The 16,696-nt window shown below is 60.1% G+C and carries 13 protein-coding genes; 11 read left to right on the top strand and 2 right to left on the bottom strand.

What is annotated here, in order from left to right; translation table 11 throughout:
• Positions 1-53 precede the first annotated feature (53 nt).
• From E8M77_RS18615 to E8M77_RS18600, 4 genes are read left to right on the top strand one after another with little or no spacing between them, the layout of a single operon-like run.
• Positions 54-830 carry a ComF family protein gene (locus E8M77_RS18615; RefSeq protein ID WP_137132129.1) on the top strand — a complete coding sequence of 259 codons (777 nt, stop codon included), beginning with the start codon at positions 54-56 and terminating at the stop codon, positions 828-830.
• A gap of 56 nt (positions 831-886) precedes the next feature.
• Complete coding sequence (gene grxC, locus E8M77_RS18610) at positions 887-1,144, top strand: glutaredoxin 3 (protein ID WP_137132189.1); 258 nt, start codon at positions 887-889, stop codon at positions 1,142-1,144.
• A gap of 11 nt (positions 1,145-1,155) precedes the next feature.
• Positions 1,156-2,010 carry a carbon-nitrogen hydrolase family protein gene (locus tag E8M77_RS18605; protein ID WP_137132128.1) on the top strand — a complete coding sequence of 285 codons (855 nt, stop codon included), beginning with the start codon at positions 1,156-1,158 and terminating at the stop codon, positions 2,008-2,010.
• Entirely contained in the window at positions 2,007-2,435 is a 429-nt protein-coding gene (locus E8M77_RS18600) for a DUF1178 family protein (RefSeq protein WP_137132127.1), read from the top strand. The genes E8M77_RS18605 and E8M77_RS18600 overlap by 4 nt, the downstream gene beginning before the upstream one ends.
• 48 nt (positions 2,436-2,483) lie before the next feature.
• On the opposite strand, the gene ubiG is transcribed toward E8M77_RS18600, so the two are convergent.
• The gene (gene ubiG, locus E8M77_RS18595) at positions 2,484-3,230 is read right to left on the bottom strand and encodes a bifunctional 2-polyprenyl-6-hydroxyphenol methylase/3-demethylubiquinol 3-O-methyltransferase UbiG (protein WP_137132126.1); all 747 of its coding nucleotides are present in this window, start codon (positions 3,228-3,230) and stop codon (positions 2,484-2,486) included.
• A 254-nt stretch (positions 3,231-3,484) separates the two neighbouring features.
• Here ubiG and E8M77_RS18590 point away from each other — a divergent pair, with 254 nt between their 5' ends.
• From E8M77_RS18590 to clpB, 7 genes are all read left to right on the top strand, one after another.
• Positions 3,485-4,387 carry an SH3 domain-containing protein gene (locus E8M77_RS18590; protein WP_246659322.1) on the top strand — a complete coding sequence of 301 codons (903 nt, stop codon included), beginning with the start codon at positions 3,485-3,487 and terminating at the stop codon, positions 4,385-4,387.
• 224 nt (positions 4,388-4,611) lie between these two features.
• Positions 4,612-5,886, top strand: a complete 1,275-nt coding sequence (locus E8M77_RS18585) for an aspartate kinase (protein WP_137132125.1) — start codon at positions 4,612-4,614, stop codon at positions 5,884-5,886.
• An 86-nt stretch (positions 5,887-5,972) separates the two neighbouring features.
• Positions 5,973-8,240, top strand: a complete 2,268-nt coding sequence (gene ptsP, locus E8M77_RS18580; protein ID WP_137132187.1) for a phosphoenolpyruvate--protein phosphotransferase — start codon at positions 5,973-5,975, stop codon at positions 8,238-8,240.
• Positions 8,241-8,269: 29 nt separating this feature from the next.
• A complete protein-coding gene (gene prfA, locus E8M77_RS18575; protein WP_137132124.1) occupies positions 8,270-9,352 on the top strand; it encodes a peptide chain release factor 1 in 1,083 nt (360 codons plus the stop codon).
• On the top strand, positions 9,349-10,215 hold the full coding sequence (prmC, locus tag E8M77_RS18570; RefSeq protein ID WP_170975930.1) for a peptide chain release factor N(5)-glutamine methyltransferase: 867 nt from the start codon (positions 9,349-9,351) through the stop codon (positions 10,213-10,215). The genes prfA and prmC overlap by 4 nt, the downstream gene beginning before the upstream one ends.
• Positions 10,216-10,540: 325 nt before the next feature.
• Positions 10,541-11,317: a DUF4167 domain-containing protein gene (locus tag E8M77_RS18565; RefSeq protein ID WP_137132123.1), complete on the top strand. Its 777-nt coding sequence runs from the start codon at positions 10,541-10,543 to the stop codon at positions 11,315-11,317.
• A 268-nt stretch (positions 11,318-11,585) separates the two neighbouring features.
• On the top strand, positions 11,586-14,186 hold the full coding sequence (clpB, locus tag E8M77_RS18560) for an ATP-dependent chaperone ClpB (RefSeq protein ID WP_137132122.1): 2,601 nt from the start codon (positions 11,586-11,588) through the stop codon (positions 14,184-14,186).
• A gap of 118 nt (positions 14,187-14,304) precedes the next feature.
• On the opposite strand, the gene E8M77_RS18555 is transcribed toward clpB, so the two are convergent.
• Positions 14,305-16,245 carry a M23 family metallopeptidase gene (locus tag E8M77_RS18555; protein ID WP_137132121.1) on the bottom strand — a complete coding sequence of 647 codons (1,941 nt, stop codon included), beginning with the start codon at positions 16,243-16,245 and terminating at the stop codon, positions 14,305-14,307.
• Between the last annotated feature and the right edge of the window lie 451 nt (positions 16,246-16,696).

Raw genomic sequence — 16,696 nt, 5'->3', positions numbered from 1 at the left:
TCCAGTCAATTTTGCAGGTCGCATGGGCGCTGCCCTTCGCGTAATGTCAAGAGATGGGGGATACGGTGGAGAAAATCGAGAGGCAAGTATCATGGGCTAGCCTGTCTGGCTGGCTGCGGCCTGTGCTCGATTTCATCTATCCGCCCTGCTGCTGCGGCTGTGGGGTGCGCACGGCCAGCCATTCTGCACTCTGCCCCGTCTGCTGGTCGCAGATGCGCTTCATCGAGCGGCCTTTCTGCGAGGTGCTGGGCATTCCGTTTTCCTATGATCCCGGCGAGGGCATGGTCTGCGCCGAAGCTATCGCCTCACCGCCCAGCTTTGACCGTTTGCGCGCGGTTGCCCTGCATGAAGGGGCGGCACGTGGTCTTGTGCATGGGCTGAAATATCGCGACCGCACCGATCTGGCGCCAATGATGGCGGCCTGGATGCTGCGGGCGGCAACCGAGCCTCTGGCCGCCTGCGACGGGATCATTCCCGTGCCGCTGCACTGGACGCGGCTTTCCCTGCGGCGGTTCAACCAGGCGGCCGAACTGGCGCGGCATCTCGCCCGCCTCTCCAGCAAACCGCTTTTGGTTGGGCCCCTGCAGCGCACCAAGCGCACCCGCAGGCAGGTCGGGCTGACGGCGCGGGGCCGTGAGGACAACGTTCGCGCCGCTTTCCGGGTCGTGAAAGGCCGGGAGGATGCGGTGTTCGGCAAGCGGCTGGTGCTGATCGACGATGTCTATACCACAGGCGCTACCGTCTCTGCCGCTGCCCGCGTGCTGAAGCGCGCTGGCGCCAGCGAGGTCACGGTTTTGACCTTTGCAATGGCTTTGCGGGAGCCTATATGAACATCGATAGCAAGGCGGCTTTTCGACGCGAAGAGCTGCCGTTTTCGGAGTTCTTCATGGCAGATGTCGTTATCTATACGCGCCAGATGTGTGGTTACTGCGCGCGTGCAAAGTCTCTCCTCACGTCCAAGGGCGTGGAATATGTGGAACATGACGCGACCTTTTCACAGGAACTACGTCAGGAAATGATGGCCAAGGCCAATGGCCGCAGCACCTTTCCGCAGATCTTCATCGGCAACACCCATATTGGTGGTTGCGATGATCTTCATGCGCTTGACCGGGACGGCAAGCTTGACGGTCTACTGGCGAACTGAGGCTTTACCCCATGACCTTCAAGGCTGCTGCCATTCAGATGTGTTCGGGCGTTGATCCGCAAAGGAATGCGGATGACATGGAGCGTCTTGTGCGCGAAGCCGCCTTGCAAGGCGCCATCTATGTGCAGACGCCGGAGATGACCGGCGCCTTGCAGAAGAACCGCGCCGAACTGCGCGCCATGCTGCGTGATGAGGCCCACGATATCATCGTTGCGCGGGCCGCTTCCCTTGCCCGCGAATTGCAGATCCACGTGCATGTGGGCTCCACGGCCATTGGCCGCGAAGATGGCAAGATCGCCAACCGTGGTTTCCTGTTTGCGCCGGGCGGCGTGCGCATCTGCACCTATGACAAGATCCATATGTTCGATGTCGATCTCGACAATGGCGAGAGCTGGCGGGAAAGTGCGGCCTATGAGGCCGGTTCGCAGGCACGCATTGCCGAACTGCCCTTTGCTACGCTGGGCTTTGCCATCTGCTACGATGTGCGCTTTCCGCATCTGTTTCGCACGGAAGCCATGGCCGGTGCCGATATCCTGACAGTGCCGGCAGCCTTTACCCGCCAGACCGGCGAGGCGCATTGGGAAGTGCTCTTGCGGGCCCGTGCCATCGAAAATGGCGCCTTCCTGATCGCGGCAGCCCAGGGCGGCGTACATGAAGACGGGCGCGAGACCTATGGCCATTCGATGATCATCGATCCCTGGGGGAAAATTCTCGCCCGTGCCGGCGAAAGCGGCGAAGCCGTTCTGGTCGCCGATATCGATATCGATGCGGTGAAGGCCGCACGCGGCAAGATCCCCAACCTCAAGAATGGCCGCGATTTTTCGCTGGATCGTGTTCTTGCGACATCGGGAGGCACCAGCATTTGATCCGCTATGCGCTTATCTGCGACAATGCCCACGCATTTGAGGGATGGTTTTCTACAAGCGATGATTTCGATCGGCAGATCGAGAGCGGATTTCTGACCTGCCCGACCTGCGGCTCCTCGGCGATCTCCAAAGGGCTGATGGCGCCGTCTGTTTCCACCGCACGCCGCAAGGAAGAGCTGAACCAGGTGGCCATGGATGCGGCGCGCCAGGCGGCGATCGCCAAGCTGAAGGACGCCGTTGCCGAGATTAAGGCCAGTGCCGAGGATGTTGGCGAGCGTTTTCCGGAAGAGGCGCGCAAGATCCATTATGGAGAGGCGGACGCCCGCGGCATTTTCGGCAAGGCCAGTCTTGCCGAAGTGCACGACCTGATTGACGAAGGCATCGGCATTGCGCCGCTGCCGGTTCTGCCTGACGATACGAATTGATTGTCAGGCAGTGCCGGTCTTGCACAAGACCGGTGCACTTCTTGGACGTTATGCTGGCCGCTTGGCCAGCATCATGTAGTTGACGTCCATATCGCGCGACAGGTTCCAGCGGTCCTGCAGCACATTGTAGAAGACGCCGGTGCGGTGGGTGATCTCCAGCCCGCCGGCCTGAAGCGGCGTTTCCAATTCTTCCGGCCGCACCAGTTTGTCATAGCTGTGAGTGCCCTTGGGAAGCCACCGCAAGATCCGCTCTGCGGCTATGATAGCCAGAGCATTGGCCTTCAAGGTGCGGTTGATGGTGGCGACGAACATTAGCCCGCCCGGCCTGACCATCGAGGCGCAGGTGGACATGAACAGGTTCACATCCGCCACATGCTCGACCACTTCCATGTTGAGGATGACGTCGAAGGTCTCGCCCTCTGCGGCAAGCTGCTCAGCTGCGACGGCGCGGTAATCGACGGTAACGCCGCTTTCTGCCGCATGTGTCTGGGCAATGCGCACGTTCTTTTCAGAAGGGTCAGCGCCAACTACGGTTGCCCCCATGCGCGCCATGGGTTCCGATAGCAGGCCGCCGCCGCAGCCGATATCAAGGAAGCGAAGGCCCTCGAAGGTCCTGTTGCTTCTGGGGTCCCGGTCGAAGGTCTCGCAGACCCGGTCACGGATATAAGCGAGGCGCACGGGGTTGAATTTGTGCAGCGGCTTGAACTTGCCGGTCGGGCTCCACCACTCGGCAGCCATGGCGGAGAACCGGTCCACTTCGGCCTGGTCAATCGTTGTGGCGGATGCTTCGCTCATTGTCCAACTCCTTCGAAATCTGGCCTTGAAGTCGGCCCGCAGAAGCGACTTGTCAAGTCTCCAGGAATGTCGCACAGGCCGGCCTTGCCGCTTCCCATCGTGAAATACGGTCCGTGCCGGCTGTTGGCCCATCGCATACTGAAAAAGCAAGGTACTGGCTTTGTGATAGACATAAAAATACCTAAATCCCGCTGGCGATTGAAGTCCAGAAGGGACGTTGAGCAAATAACAATGAGTTCCCGAGGAGGAAGCTTGTGAAACGTCATATCTTGAAGATCCTGGCAGTCGGCATTCTGATGGCGCTGCCGTCGGTTGCCTCTGCCGCAACCAATGGCTTTGCCACGGCCAATGTTAACATGCGGTCAGGCCCCAGCACCCGCTATCCGGCTGTCGTGGTCGTTCCGGCCGGATCGCCACTCGTCGTCAACGGCTGCCTCGATAACGTCAACTGGTGCGACGTTTCGTTTGCGCGCGGCCGTGGCTGGGTATCGGGTTCTTATATCCAGGTATCCTACCGGCAGAGCCGCACATTCGTCTCGCCGCAATATTATCGCCCGATGGGCATCCCGACGATTACCTTCGATGTCGATACCTATTGGCAGCGCTACTACCGTGACCGGGATTTCTACAGCGAACGGGGTCGCTGGCGTGACTGGGACTACCGCCGTACGGATGCGCCGCCGCGTTACGATACCCGTCGGCCAGAGCCGGTTGAGCCCCGTTGGGACGATCGGCGCCCGGATCCTCGCTATGATCCGCGTTATTATGACAATCGCCGTCCGGTCGATCCGCGCTGGGATGACCGCTACCGCAATGATGACGGCTACCGCTATGACAATCGCCGGCCTGACCGTCCCAACTGGGACGATAACCAGAGCCGCGACCGCTACGACCAGAACCGTAACCGTTACGACCAAAACCGCGATCAACCCCGTCGCGAAGAACGGCGCCAGGAGGAGAACCGCAATCGCGATCAGCGGCCTCCAGAACAGGAACGTCCGCGTCGTGAAGAGCCGCAACAGGCCCAGCCGCCACAGCCGCAGCCCGAGCCCCAGCCCCAGCAGCAGGCGGCCCCGCCGCAAAATGATATCCAGCGGCGTTGTACGCGGTTGGAGCCTTGCCCCGGTCAGAACAATCGGGACCTTGGCAGCGATTAAGCACATCAACGCGGCGCAGGCGGACCGTGACTGTCTATCGGTCCGCCTGCGCCGCGTTTCTTGCTGTCGTCTGTTGTTTCGGCGCTCGGGCTTTGCCATTGCGCCGTTGACACCTTTTCGCTATGAGGACGCCGCAACCCTCCGGCCTTTCGGCAGGAGATGACGGAGTTCAAACCGCGATCCGATCTCCCTTCGGATATGCGATAAGGTGGTTTTGGTCGAAAATGGCTCGCATTGTCATGAAGTTCGGCGGCACATCGGTCGCCAATCTCGAACGCATTCATAATGTTGCGCGCCATGTGAAACGTGAAGTCGATGCCGGCCACGAAGTGGCGGTGGTCGTTTCTGCAATGTCCGGCAAGACCAATGAACTGGTTGGCTGGGTGCAGGATACGCCGAAGGTAAATGGGGCAAGCTCTCCCTTCTACGATGCGCGCGAATATGATGCCGTCGTTGCGTCCGGCGAACAGGTGACCTCCGGCCTCGTGGCTATTGCCCTGCAGTCGATGGGCATCAATGCCCGCTCCTGGCAGGGTTGGCAGATCCCGATCCGCACCGACAATACCCATGGCGCTGCCCGCATCATGGAAATCGATGGTACCGAAATCATTCGCCGCATGGGCGAGGGCCAGGTGGCCGTCGTTGCCGGTTTCCAGGGCATCGGCCCGGATAATCGCATTGCAACGCTTGGCCGTGGCGGCTCCGATACCTCCGCAGTGGCGATTGCTGCTGCCGTGAAGGCGGACCGCTGCGACATCTATACCGATGTCGATGGTGTCTATACGACCGATCCGCGCATCGTGCCGAAGGCGCGGCGGATGAAGAAGATTTCATTCGAGGAAATGCTGGAAATGGCCTCGCTCGGCGCCAAGGTGCTGCAGGTGCGCTCGGTGGAGCTGGCCATGGTACACAAGGTGCGCACCTTCGTGCGTTCCAGCTTCGAGGATCCCGATGCACCGGGCATGGGCGACCTTATCAATCCGCCCGGTACTTTGATTTGCGACGAGGAAGAGATCGTGGAACAGGAAGTCGTTACCGGCATCGCCTATGCCAAGGATGAAGCGCAAATTTCGCTGCGTCGCGTTGCCGACCGGCCGGGCGTTTCGGCCGCCATTTTCGGCCCGCTGGCGGACTCGCATATCAATGTCGATATGATTGTGCAAAATATTTCCGAGGATGGCTCGCGCACCGACATGACCTTCACTGTGCCTTTCGGCGATGTCGAGAAAGCCATGAAGGTTCTGGAAGACAACAAGGCCCAGATCGGTTTTGATGTCGTGCAGAACGAGACCGGCCTGTGCAAGGTGTCGGTTGTTGGCATTGGCATGCGCAGCCATGCGGGCGTAGCCGCGACCGCCTTCAAGGCACTTGCCGAAAAAAGCATCAACATCAAGGCCATCACCACCTCGGAAATCAAGATTTCCATCCTGATTGACGGCGCTTACTCCGAACTCGCAGTTCGGACTTTGCATTCTGCTTACGGTCTCGATAAGAGTTGATTCCAGAGCGGTTCGCTGCGTTGCGCTTCGGGCGGGATGCAGCGGCTGCCGGATAGACAGACCTGACTTCGGGAGCACACATGCCGATGAGAGACCTGTCGGCAGGCCCGCGCGTCCTGCTGAAGAGACTGCGGGAATTGATGGCAGAGCCGCTCGAGCCGCAAGAGCGGCTTGATCGTATCGTGCGTCAGATCGCCAGCAACATGGTTGCCGAGGTCTGCTCTGTCTATGTGTTGCGTTCCGATGGCATATTGGAGCTTTACGCGACAGAGGGCCTGAACAAGGATTCCGTCCATCTGGCGCAATTGAAGATGGGCCAGGGCCTTGTCGGCACCATCGCCGCCTCTGCCCAGCCGCTTAATCTTTCGGATGCCCAGTCGCATCCCGCCTTCCGTTATCTGCCGGAAACCGGCGAAGAGATCTATCATTCCTTCCTGGGCGTGCCGATCTTGCGCGCCGGTCGCACTTTGGGCGTTCTTGTTCTGCAGAACAAGGCGCAGCGCAACTACCGTGAAGACGAGGTGGAAGCGCTCGAGACCACCGCCATGGTGATTGCAGAGATGATCGCGACCGGAGAGCTGAAGAAGATTACCCAACCGGGTCTCGAACTGGATCTGACGCGAGCAATCAGTATCGAAGCCGACGGTTATAACGAAGGCATCGGGCTCGGCCATGTGGTGCTGCACGAGCCGCGCATCGTGGTGACCAATCTCCTCAACGAGGATTCCGACCAGGAAATCGCCCGGCTGGTCGAATCGATCGGCAGTCTGCGTCTGTCGATCGACGACATGCTGTCGCGCCGCGAAGTTTCCCAGGAAGGTGAGCACCGCGAGGTGCTGGAAACCTACCGCATGTTTGCCCATGACCAGGGCTGGGTGCGGCGCATGGAAGAGGCGATCCGCAACGGCCTGACGGCCGAAGCAGCCGTCGAAAAGGTGCAGAGCGATACCAAGGCGCGCATGATGCGTCTGACCGATCCTTACCTGCGCGAGCGCATGCATGATTTCGACGATCTTGCCAACCGGCTTTTGCGGCAGTTGACCGGCTTTTCCGGTCGCGCCTTCGGCGAGGATTTTCCAACGGATGCAATTGTCTTTGCCCGCGCCATGGGTGCGGCAGAGCTTCTGGACTATCCGCGTGCAAACCTGCGCGGCCTGGTGCTGGAAGATGGCGCCGTGACCAGCCATGTGGTGATCGTGGCGCGTGCCATGGGCATTCCGGTGGTGGGCCAGGCGGCGGGTGTTGTGGCGCTGGCGGAAAACGGCGATTCGGCAATCATCGACGGTGACGACGGCCAGGTGCATCTGCGCCCGGTGGCCGATCTGTTGAAGGCTTACGAAGAAAAGGTACGCCTGCGCGCAAAGCGTCAGGAACAGTTCCGGGCACTGCGCGATGTCGACCCGGTGACGCGGGATGGTCAGCGCATCAGCCTGATGATGAATGCCGGCCTGTTGGTGGATCTGCCGCAACTGGCGGAATCCGGCGCCGATGGCATTGGGCTGTTTCGCACCGAATTGCAGTTCATGATCGCCTCCACCATGCCGAAGCTTGAGGAGCAGGAAGCGTTCTATCGCAATGTCCTGCGCCAGGCCGCCGGCCAGCCGGTGACGTTTCGCACGCTCGATATCGGTGGCGACAAGGTGGTTTCCTATTTCCGCAGCCAGGAAGAAGAAAATCCGGCGCTTGGCTGGCGGGCGATCCGCTTGTCGCTAGACCGGCCCGGCCTGTTGCGAACGCAGTTGCGCGCGCTGTTGCGCGCCTCAGCTGGATCGCAGCTGAAGATGATGCTGCCGATGGTGACGGAAGTATCGGAAATTCGTGCGGTCCGCGAGCTGATGCAGAAGGAAGTCCAGCATCTGTCCAAGTTCGGCCACCAGCTGCCGCGCAAGCTGCAATTTGGTGCCATGCTGGAAGTGCCGGCGCTGATGTGGCAGCTCGACGAGCTGATGGCGGAGGTGGATTTCGTCTCCATTGGCTCCAACGATCTTTTCCAGTTTGCCATGGCTGTCGATCGCGGCAATGCGCGGGTCGCGGATCGTTTCGACAATCTCGGCAAGCCGTTCCTGCGCATCCTGCGCGATATCGTTCGGGCAGGCGAGCGTAACAAGACGGCGGTGACGTTGTGCGGTGAAATGGCCGGCAAGCCATTGGCTGCCATGGCTTTGATCGGCATCGGCTTTCGGTCTGTGTCCATGGCGCCGACGGCGATTGGTCCGGTCAAGGCGATGCTACTTGGACTGGATGCCCAGGCGCTGGCGGTTGAGCTGAACCAGGCGCTGGACGATCACACATCGACGGTATCAACGCGTGAATTGTTGGTTGCGTTTGCAAACACACACAACATCCCCGTCTAATCTATAACAAAATATCGAGGTTCTTGACGGTGGCGAAGCTTCCTGTCGACAAAATGCGCGAACTTGAGCGCCGCTTCGGCGAAATCGAGGCGCGCATGTCCGAAGGGCCGTCCGCGGATGTCTATGTGAAGCTGGCCTCGGAATATTCCGAGTTGCAGCCGGTCGTGGTCAAAATCCGCGAATACGAGAAGGCGGTGGCCGAAGAGGCTGATCTGCGCGCGCTTCTGGCGGACAAGGGCACGGATCGCGACATGCGGGATCTGGCGGAAATGGAGCTGCCGGAAACGCAGACGCGGATCGAAGGCCTCGAAAAGGACATGCAAATCCTGCTGCTTCCGAAGGACGCGGCGGATGAAAAGAGTGCCATCCTTGAAATTCGCGCAGGCACCGGCGGCTCGGAAGCTGCGCTGTTTGCCGGCGATCTGTTTCGCATGTATGAGCGCTTTGCTGCGGGCAAGGGCTGGAAGGTCGAGGTCCTGTCGTCCAGCGACGGGGAGGCGGGCGGTTTCAAGGAAATCATTGCCACCATTTCCGGGCGCGGCGTGTTTTCCAAGCTGAAGTTCGAGTCCGGCGTGCACCGCGTGCAGCGTGTGCCGGAAACCGAGGCGAGCGGGCGCATTCACACCTCTGCCGCAACGGTCGCGGTTCTGCCGGAGGCTGAGGAAATCGACATCGATATCCGCGCCGAAGATATCCGCATCGATACGATGCGCTCGTCCGGTGCCGGCGGCCAGCATGTCAACACGACGGATTCGGCCGTGCGAATCACCCATCTGCCGACGGGTCTGATCGTCACAAGCTCGGAAAAATCGCAGCATCAGAACCGCGCCAAGGCCATGCAAGTGCTGCGCTCGCGCCTGTACGATATCGAGCGTCAGAAGGTGGACAGCGAACGGTCTGCCGACCGCAAGAGCCAGGTCGGTTCGGGGGATCGCTCGGAGCGCATCCGCACCTATAACTTTCCGCAGGGACGGGTAACGGATCACCGTATCAACCTGACGCTCTACAAGCTCGACCGGATGATGATCGGCGAGATCGACGAAGTGGTGGATGCGCTGATCGCCGACTATCAGGCGGGTCAGTTGGCGCAACTGGGCGAGCCGCAGCCGTGACCATGACGCTTGCGGCCCTTGTTGCGCAAAGCCGCAACACGCTTTCGGATGCTGGTCTGGCGGATCCCGCAACGGATGCCAGAGCTCTGGTCTGTGGGCTGCTTGGCTTTTCCACAACTGATCTGGTGCTGAGCGCAGACCGGCCGATTTCTGATGAGGAGCAACAGACGGTGCAGCAGGCGCTTAGCCGTCGTCTTGCGCGTGAGCCCGTGCATCGCATTCTGGGCGAGCGGGAGTTTTACGGTGTGCGGCTGATGCTGTCGCCCCATACGCTGGAGCCCCGGCCGGATACGGAAGTGCTGGTGGATGCGATCCTGCCCTTTGCCCGGCAATGTGTTGTTGCCGATGGTCCTGCGCAGCTTCTTGATCTGGGAACCGGAACGGGTGCGATTGCCATCGCGCTGTTGAAGGAAGTGCCGCAGCTATCGGCGGTTGGCGCCGATATTGCGTCCGGCGCGCGTGACATGGCGGTGCGCAATGCCGCGCTCAACGGGGTCGCCGAACGCTTTACCGGTGTCGAAAGCCGCTGGTTCGATGCGATTACCGGACGCTTCGACATAATCGTGTCAAATCCGCCCTATATCAGGAGTGATGTCATCCGCGATCTTGAGCCGGATGTACGCAACCACGATCCTATTCTGGCACTGGACGGCGGCAGTGACGGGCTTGATGCCTATCATGCGATTGCACGAAACGCGCATGCCTATCTGAAAGAGGGCGGTATGATTGGCCTGGAGATCGGCTATGACCAGAAACAGCCGGTGACCGAGCTCTTTGCCGCGCGAGGATATACTTTGATCAAGGCAGTCCGCGACTACGGCGGGAACGATCGTGTTCTGCTTTTTACAAGCCAAAAAGCGTGACCCTGTCTGGCTTTAACCTGCTTTTGCAGTCGCGAAAGAAAAGGCTTGGATTTAGAGATGAAGCGAGATAGGTTGCGGCTACGCACTGGGCGGCTGGGAATGAACGGAGATTCGTTCAGGTTACGCCCAACCAAGAAGCGGCCTTCCTTGGAAGGCTTCGGGGGTTGGACATTACCCGGTGCGTGCATCAGGCAAACTGACTTCCACTAGCGGCAGGACGGATGGATTGCGCCTGTCCGCGGCACGTGAAGCCTTGTTCCGGCATGCGCCGGTTGGCCGCGTGGCCCTTAACCAGCAAAGCACACAGAATTCAGGTGAAAAATCTATGAGGCCAGGACAGCAGAACAAGCGTGGTCGGGGGCGCGGCAATAACAATAACAACAATAATGGCGGCGGCGGCGGCGGTAATAATTTCAACCGCAAGGGTTCCAACCCGCTGACCCGGACCTACGACAGTTCCGGCCCCGATGTTAAGATCCGCGGTACTGCCCAGCATATCGCCGAGAAATATTCCACTCTGGCACGCGACGCGCAAAGCGCTGGCGATCGTGTCATGGCCGAAAACTACCTTCAGCATGCTGAGCACTACAATCGCATCATTGCCTCTGCACAGGCGCAGATGCAGGAGCGTGGCCAGCGTGACGATCGCCAGGAATATAGCGATCGCGACAACGAGCGTGACAATGATCGTGACAGCGATGACATGGACGGCGGCGAAAACGACGACTACGGTTCGCCCCAGCCTGCGCCGCAGTATCAGCCTGCACCGCAGCCGCAACCTCAGCCGCAGCCGCAGCCGCAGCAACAGCCTGCTCCCCGCCAGCAGCCGGCGCCCCGTCAGCAGGCTCCACGCCAGCACGCACCGAAAGTGACCATTGTGGAAGCGCCGGTGATTGATGGCAGCGGTCCGCAGCCGGAAATTGTAGGTACGCCGGCAGAAGTTGCGATCGAAGAAGAAGGTGCCGGTGCGCGCCAGCCCCGTCGCCGCAATGCCAGCAACCGCCCGCGTCGTCCTCGTCGCACGGCAGAAGGCAGCGAAGGTGGTGAAGGTGAAGCAGCCGGTGGCGATGCTCCGGCGCTTGCGGATGCCGGTTCCGAGTGAACCGTGCCGGCCAGATTTGACAGACTGCAAGCCCCGGCGGTTTCCGCCGGGGTTTTTCGTTTGACCATCTTTAAACGGAAAAATCCGGGCACCATATTGCGTCGAGGATGCTTTGCCGGCCATCAAAGGCAAAGCGGGGCTCGCCTTCAAAAGCGTGTTTCGGCCTGATCGGATCGGTTCTGTTGGCCTAAACCGGCGTTCTCAGGGAGCTCAATCTCAAACATCGTCTTGTGCCGCATAAGGGCGAGACGATCCATGGAGGTCAGTCATGAATATCGAAAAATACTCCGAGCGGGTGCGTGGTTTCCTGCAATCGGCCCAGACACATGCCCTTTCGGAAGGGCACCAGCAATTCACCGCCGAGCATGTCTTGAAAGTTCTGCTCGATGACGAGCAGGGCATGGCATCCTCGCTGATTGAGCGGGCCGGCGGCAATGCCAAGGAAGCCCGTCTTGCCAATGATGTGGCGCTTGCAAAACTTCCCAAGGTTTCCGGCGGTAATGGCCAGGTCTATCTGGCGCAGCCGCTGGCCAAGGTGTTTTCCACTGCCGAAGAGGCTGCAAAGAAGGCTGGCGACAGTTTCGTCACTGTTGAGCGGCTCCTTTTGGCGCTGGCAATTGAAATATCCGCATCGACATCGGCAACGCTGAAAAAGGCCGGCCTTTCGGCGCAGGCGCTCAACCAGGTCATCAATGACATCCGCAAGGGACGCACGGCCGATAGCGCCACGGCCGAACAGGGCTTTGAGGCCTTGAAGAAGTTCGCGCGCGACCTGACGGCCGAGGCCCGCGATGGGCGGCTTGATCCGGTGATCGGTCGCGACGACGAAATTCGTCGCACGATCCAGGTCCTGTCGCGCCGCACCAAGAACAATCCGGTGCTGATCGGTGAGCCGGGCGTCGGCAAGACGGCGATTGCCGAGGGCTTGGCGCTGCGCATCATCAATGGTGACGTGCCCGAAAGTCTCAAGGACAAGAAGCTGATGGCGCTGGATATGGGCGCGCTGATTGCCGGCGCGAAATATCGCGGCGAATTCGAGGAGCGCCTGAAGAGCGTGCTCAACGAGGTGCAGTCGGAAAACGGCGAAATCATCCTGTTCATCGATGAGATGCATACGCTGGTGGGTGCCGGCAAGGGCGATGGCGCCATGGATGCCTCCAACCTGTTGAAGCCGGCTTTGGCACGCGGCGAGTTGCATTGCGTGGGCGCCACGACACTCGATGAATACCGCAAGCATGTGGAAAAGGACCCGGCGCTTGCCCGGCGTTTCCAGCCGGTGATGGTGGAGGAGCCGACGGTGGAGGACACGATCTCCATCCTGCGCGGCTTGAAGGAAAAATATGAGCAGCACCACAAGGTGCGGATCTCCGATTCCGCCCTGGTGGCGGCGGCAACGCTCTCCAACCGTTATATCACCGACCGGTTCCTGCCCGATAAAGCCATCGACCTGATGGACGAGGCCGCATCGCGGCTGCGTATGCAGGTGGATTCCAAGCCAGAAGAGCTCGACGAGCTCGATCGCCGCATCATGCAGTTGAAGATCGAGCGTGAAGCCCTGAAGAGGGAAACCGACCAGTCCTCCATCGACCGGCTGCGCAGGCTGGAGACGGAGCTGACCTCACTGGAAGAGGAAGCCGATGCGCTGACGGCGCGCTGGCAGGCCGAAAAGCAGAAGCTTGGCCTTGCCGCAGACTTGAAGCGGCAGCTGGATGAGGCTCGCAACGAGTTGGCAACCGCCCAGCGCAAGGGTGAATTCCAGCGCGCCGGCGAGTTGACCTATGGCGTCATTCCAGGGCTTGAAAAGCAGCTGACCGAGGCGGAAGCGCAGGACAGTTCCGTCCATGCCATGGTCCAGGAAGTGGTCAATCCCGATGCGATTGCACATGTCGTGTCGCGCTGGACGGGCATTCCGATCGACAAAATGCTGGAAGGCCAGCGCGAAAAGCTGCTGCGCATGGAAGATGATCTGGCGAAATCCGTCGTCGGGCAGGGGGATGCAGTGCAGGCGGTGTCTCGTGCAGTTCGTCGCTCGCGGGCCGGCCTGCAGGATCCCAACCGGCCGATCGGCTCGTTCATCTTTCTCGGGCCAACCGGTGTCGGCAAGACGGAACTGACGAAGTCGCTTGCCCGCTTCCTCTTCGATGATGATACGGCTATGGTACGTATCGACATGTCGGAATATATGGAGAAGCACTCGGTGGCACGCCTGATCGGCGCACCTCCGGGCTATGTCGGCTACGATGAAGGCGGTGCCTTGACCGAGGCCATTCGGCGCAAGCCCTATCAGGTCGTGCTGTTCGATGAGATCGAGAAGGCGCATCCGGATGTCTTCAATGTGCTCTTGCAGGTTCTGGATGATGGTCGCCTGACGGATGGCCAGGGTCGCACGGTTGATTTCAAGAACACGATCATCATCATGACTTCTAACCTTGGCGCAGAATATCTGACGGCATTGGGCGAAAACGAAGATGTCGATAGCGTTCGCGGCCAGGTGATGGATGTGGTGAAGGCATCGTTCCGGCCGGAATTCCTCAATCGTGTGGATGAGATCATCCTGTTCCACCGCCTCAAGCGGGCTGAAATGGGTGCGATCGTCGACATCCAGATGAAGCGGCTTCTGTCGCTTCTGTCGGAACGCAAGATCGCCATCGAACTTGGCGATGATGCTCGGCAATGGCTGGCCGACAAGGGCTATGATCCGGTCTATGGCGCGCGTCCGCTGAAGCGGGTGATCCAGAAACAACTGCAGGATCCGCTGGCCGAACAGATCCTGGGTGGAACCGTTGCCGATGGCTCGACCGTCAAGGTATCGGCCGGCTCCGACCGCCTGCTCTTCTATGTCAAGAAAGACGTGGCGGAAGCCGCATGATCGACATTTGGGCCATCCTTCGGGGTGGCCCTTTTCGTTTGGCGGAAAGATTTTTATTGGGCGCCTGCCACTGATTCATTTATGCCGCTCCGGCCGACAACCTTATCGGGCGGCGACCTTATCGGGCGGCGACCTGATCGGCCTGGCCATTCGGCGCCAGAAGGGCATCGATACGGGTGCGTTCCTCTTCGAAACGGGCCAGCGCCGTACCGCTCAGCGACTTGCCGCCGGGCAGGCGCACCTTCATCGCATCGACCTTGGTGTCGTTGACGATCAATTCGTAATGCAAGTGTGAACCGGTCGATGAACCGGTGGAACCGACATAGCCGATCACCTGGCCCTGGGTGATGCGGGCGCCTTCGCGCACGCCATTGGCAATGGCACTCTGGTGGTTGTAGGAGGATTCGTAGCCATTGGTATGGCGGATAATAGTCTGGTTGCCATAGCCAGAGGCCCAGCCGGCTCTTTCCACAATGCCATTGCCGGTGGCAATGATCGGCGTCCCGCGCGGGGCTGCCCAGTCAGTGCCGGTATGCATGCGCGAGAAACCGAGGATCGGGTGACGGCGCATGCCGAAACCGGATGTCATGCGACCGTTCGGAACCGGGTTGCGCAGCAGGAACTGGCGGATGCTCTTGCCGTCCTGATCGAAATAATCGACCGAATTGTCTTCAAGGCTCTGGTAGCGATAAAAACGCGTGATGGTGTCACCGAAGCGGGCGTTCACATAGAGAAGTTCGGAATTGGGACCGGCATTGCCCTGCTCATCACCGGCCGAGAAAAATGCCTCGATCGTATCGGAAGGGCGCAGCTGCGCCTGCAGATCCACCGAGCTTGCCAACAGCTTGACGATCAGGCTCGTCATCTCGGCACTCATGCCATAGGACAGTGCTGCCCGGTAAATCCCATCATAGACGCTTGGCAGGTCGCGGCCGGTCAGGATCGTCGGTGTTTCGCCGGAAAAGGCACTGTTGACGGCATCCAGCCAGATCGGCTCCGAGCCGTTGATATAGTGTCCCTTGTCGTCGAGTGCGATCGTTGTCTGGTGCGCGCCCTTTCGGTAGAGGCTGGCGCGGATGATGGACACGAGATCGCCTTCCTGGATCAGGCCGATGCGCAGTACATCGCCCGTCTGCAGGTCGCGCGTTCCCAGGCGGTTGGCCATCTGTTCCGAAATCTGGTCAGCCTGCGCCTTGGGATAGCCGACCCCGATCATGGCCTCGCCGATGGATAGCGGCCGGCGCACGGGGATGACATCATCGGCATAGTCGCGCGTATTGGCGTTGACCGGTTCCGGCGACGAAACCGACATGTTTTCCTCGATGATTCGGGCCGACAGCGGCGAGGTGATCGAAAGGCCGTTGTCGTCACCCTCGAAACGCTGCGGATCGACATAGTAGAGTGCGGAAATCTGGGTATTGCCGTCCGTCAGAACCGAGCCGTTGGAGCGAACATTTTCCTCCACCTCATCGAGTGTCATGCCCGGCGCATAGGACTGCTTTGCGGCAGTGATGGGGAAGGGGACCATCTGAAGGCTGACATCCGATTGCACCTGCGCGCCATAAATGGTGCCGGTGTGCGGCGCATCTGCGCCGCCATGCTCGATCTCGCCATTGGAAAAGATCGTCAGGGGATCGAAGGGCGGGTATTTTTCCTGGGTTACATGGTTTGCCGCAAGCGTCATCTTGACATGCGAAAAGGGCTGGCGGCGCACGACCTCGCGATTGCCCTCCTTCACCATGGTCGCCACTTCCAGCACCTTGCGGTCGGTCGGCATGGCAATCACATTGCCGCCGAGAAGCCGTTTGCCGCGGCTGACACTGTCATTGTCATGCTTGGGAATGGCGGCGAAGGCTTCCGCCGGAATGGCCAGCTGCTGGCGCCCATCCAGGGCTGCAAACAGAGCGACGCCCATCAGAATGGATGAGGTGATGCCGGTGAGGAACGTGCCCGAAAGCCAGCGCAGCGAAATCTCTCGCCGGTCGGGCGCGCGCCGGCCATCCGCGAGGATTGGCGCATCATTGCCCAGCGATGCCAGCATGTTGCGAGGCGTCGTCATTCCTGTCGTGCCATCCCCTGTTTCTAAGCCGGTCTTGCGGCGGCTTGGCGAATCATGTGCCGAATAAGACCGCGAGAGTCAAACCCGCAGTCGGTGGACGGGCTGAACCCGAAGCGATTCGTATGGTCTCACACTGCGACCGCTAGGCCAGGAATGTGGAGAACTGGCGGCAATTGCCAAAGCCGGTCTCCTTCTCCACAGGTGCGGCGGCCCCTTTGACCTTGAATAGGGCAGAGTTCTGTCTCCCCACATCATGCGTTAAAGGCGCCGCCTATAGGGATTACACGCGCAACGCGCGCGCGCAGTCATTCGATGAAACTACCATGCATGATGAGGCCAGGCCCTGCACCCAACCTGCGGGACTGATGGCTTAGGCTTTGCGGGTGATTTGGGGTTGTTGGGGATGGGGTGTTGGGTGTTGATTGGAATTCGTGTTTAGAAACAGAGACTT

Origin of the sequence: Rhizobium sp. FY34 (genome assembly GCF_005222845.1) — a bacterium.
Taxonomy (GTDB): Bacteria; Pseudomonadota; Alphaproteobacteria; order Rhizobiales; family Rhizobiaceae; genus Neorhizobium.
The sequence above is the reverse complement of the archived record's forward strand: the minus strand, read 5'-3'. Positions and strand labels throughout refer to the sequence as shown.

Excerpts from the sequence above, each read along its gene's own strand:
- E8M77_RS18615 (WP_137132129.1), top strand. The coding sequence starts at position 54 with ATGGGGGATACGGTGGAGAAAATCGAGAGGCAAGTATCATGGGCTAGC.
- grxC (WP_137132189.1), top strand. The coding sequence starts at position 887 with ATGGCAGATGTCGTTATCTATACGCGCCAGATGTGTGGTTACTGCGCG.
- E8M77_RS18605 (WP_137132128.1), top strand. The coding sequence starts at position 1,156 with ATGACCTTCAAGGCTGCTGCCATTCAGATGTGTTCGGGCGTTGATCCG.
- ubiG (WP_137132126.1), bottom strand. The coding sequence starts at position 3,230 with ATGAGCGAAGCATCCGCCACAACGATTGACCAGGCCGAAGTGGACCGG.
- E8M77_RS18585 (WP_137132125.1), top strand. The coding sequence starts at position 4,612 with ATGGCTCGCATTGTCATGAAGTTCGGCGGCACATCGGTCGCCAATCTC.
- ptsP (WP_137132187.1), top strand. The coding sequence starts at position 5,973 with ATGAGAGACCTGTCGGCAGGCCCGCGCGTCCTGCTGAAGAGACTGCGG.
- E8M77_RS18565 (WP_137132123.1), top strand. The coding sequence starts at position 10,541 with ATGAGGCCAGGACAGCAGAACAAGCGTGGTCGGGGGCGCGGCAATAAC.
- clpB (WP_137132122.1), top strand. The coding sequence starts at position 11,586 with ATGAATATCGAAAAATACTCCGAGCGGGTGCGTGGTTTCCTGCAATCG.
- E8M77_RS18555 (WP_137132121.1), bottom strand. The coding sequence starts at position 16,245 with ATGACGACGCCTCGCAACATGCTGGCATCGCTGGGCAATGATGCGCCA.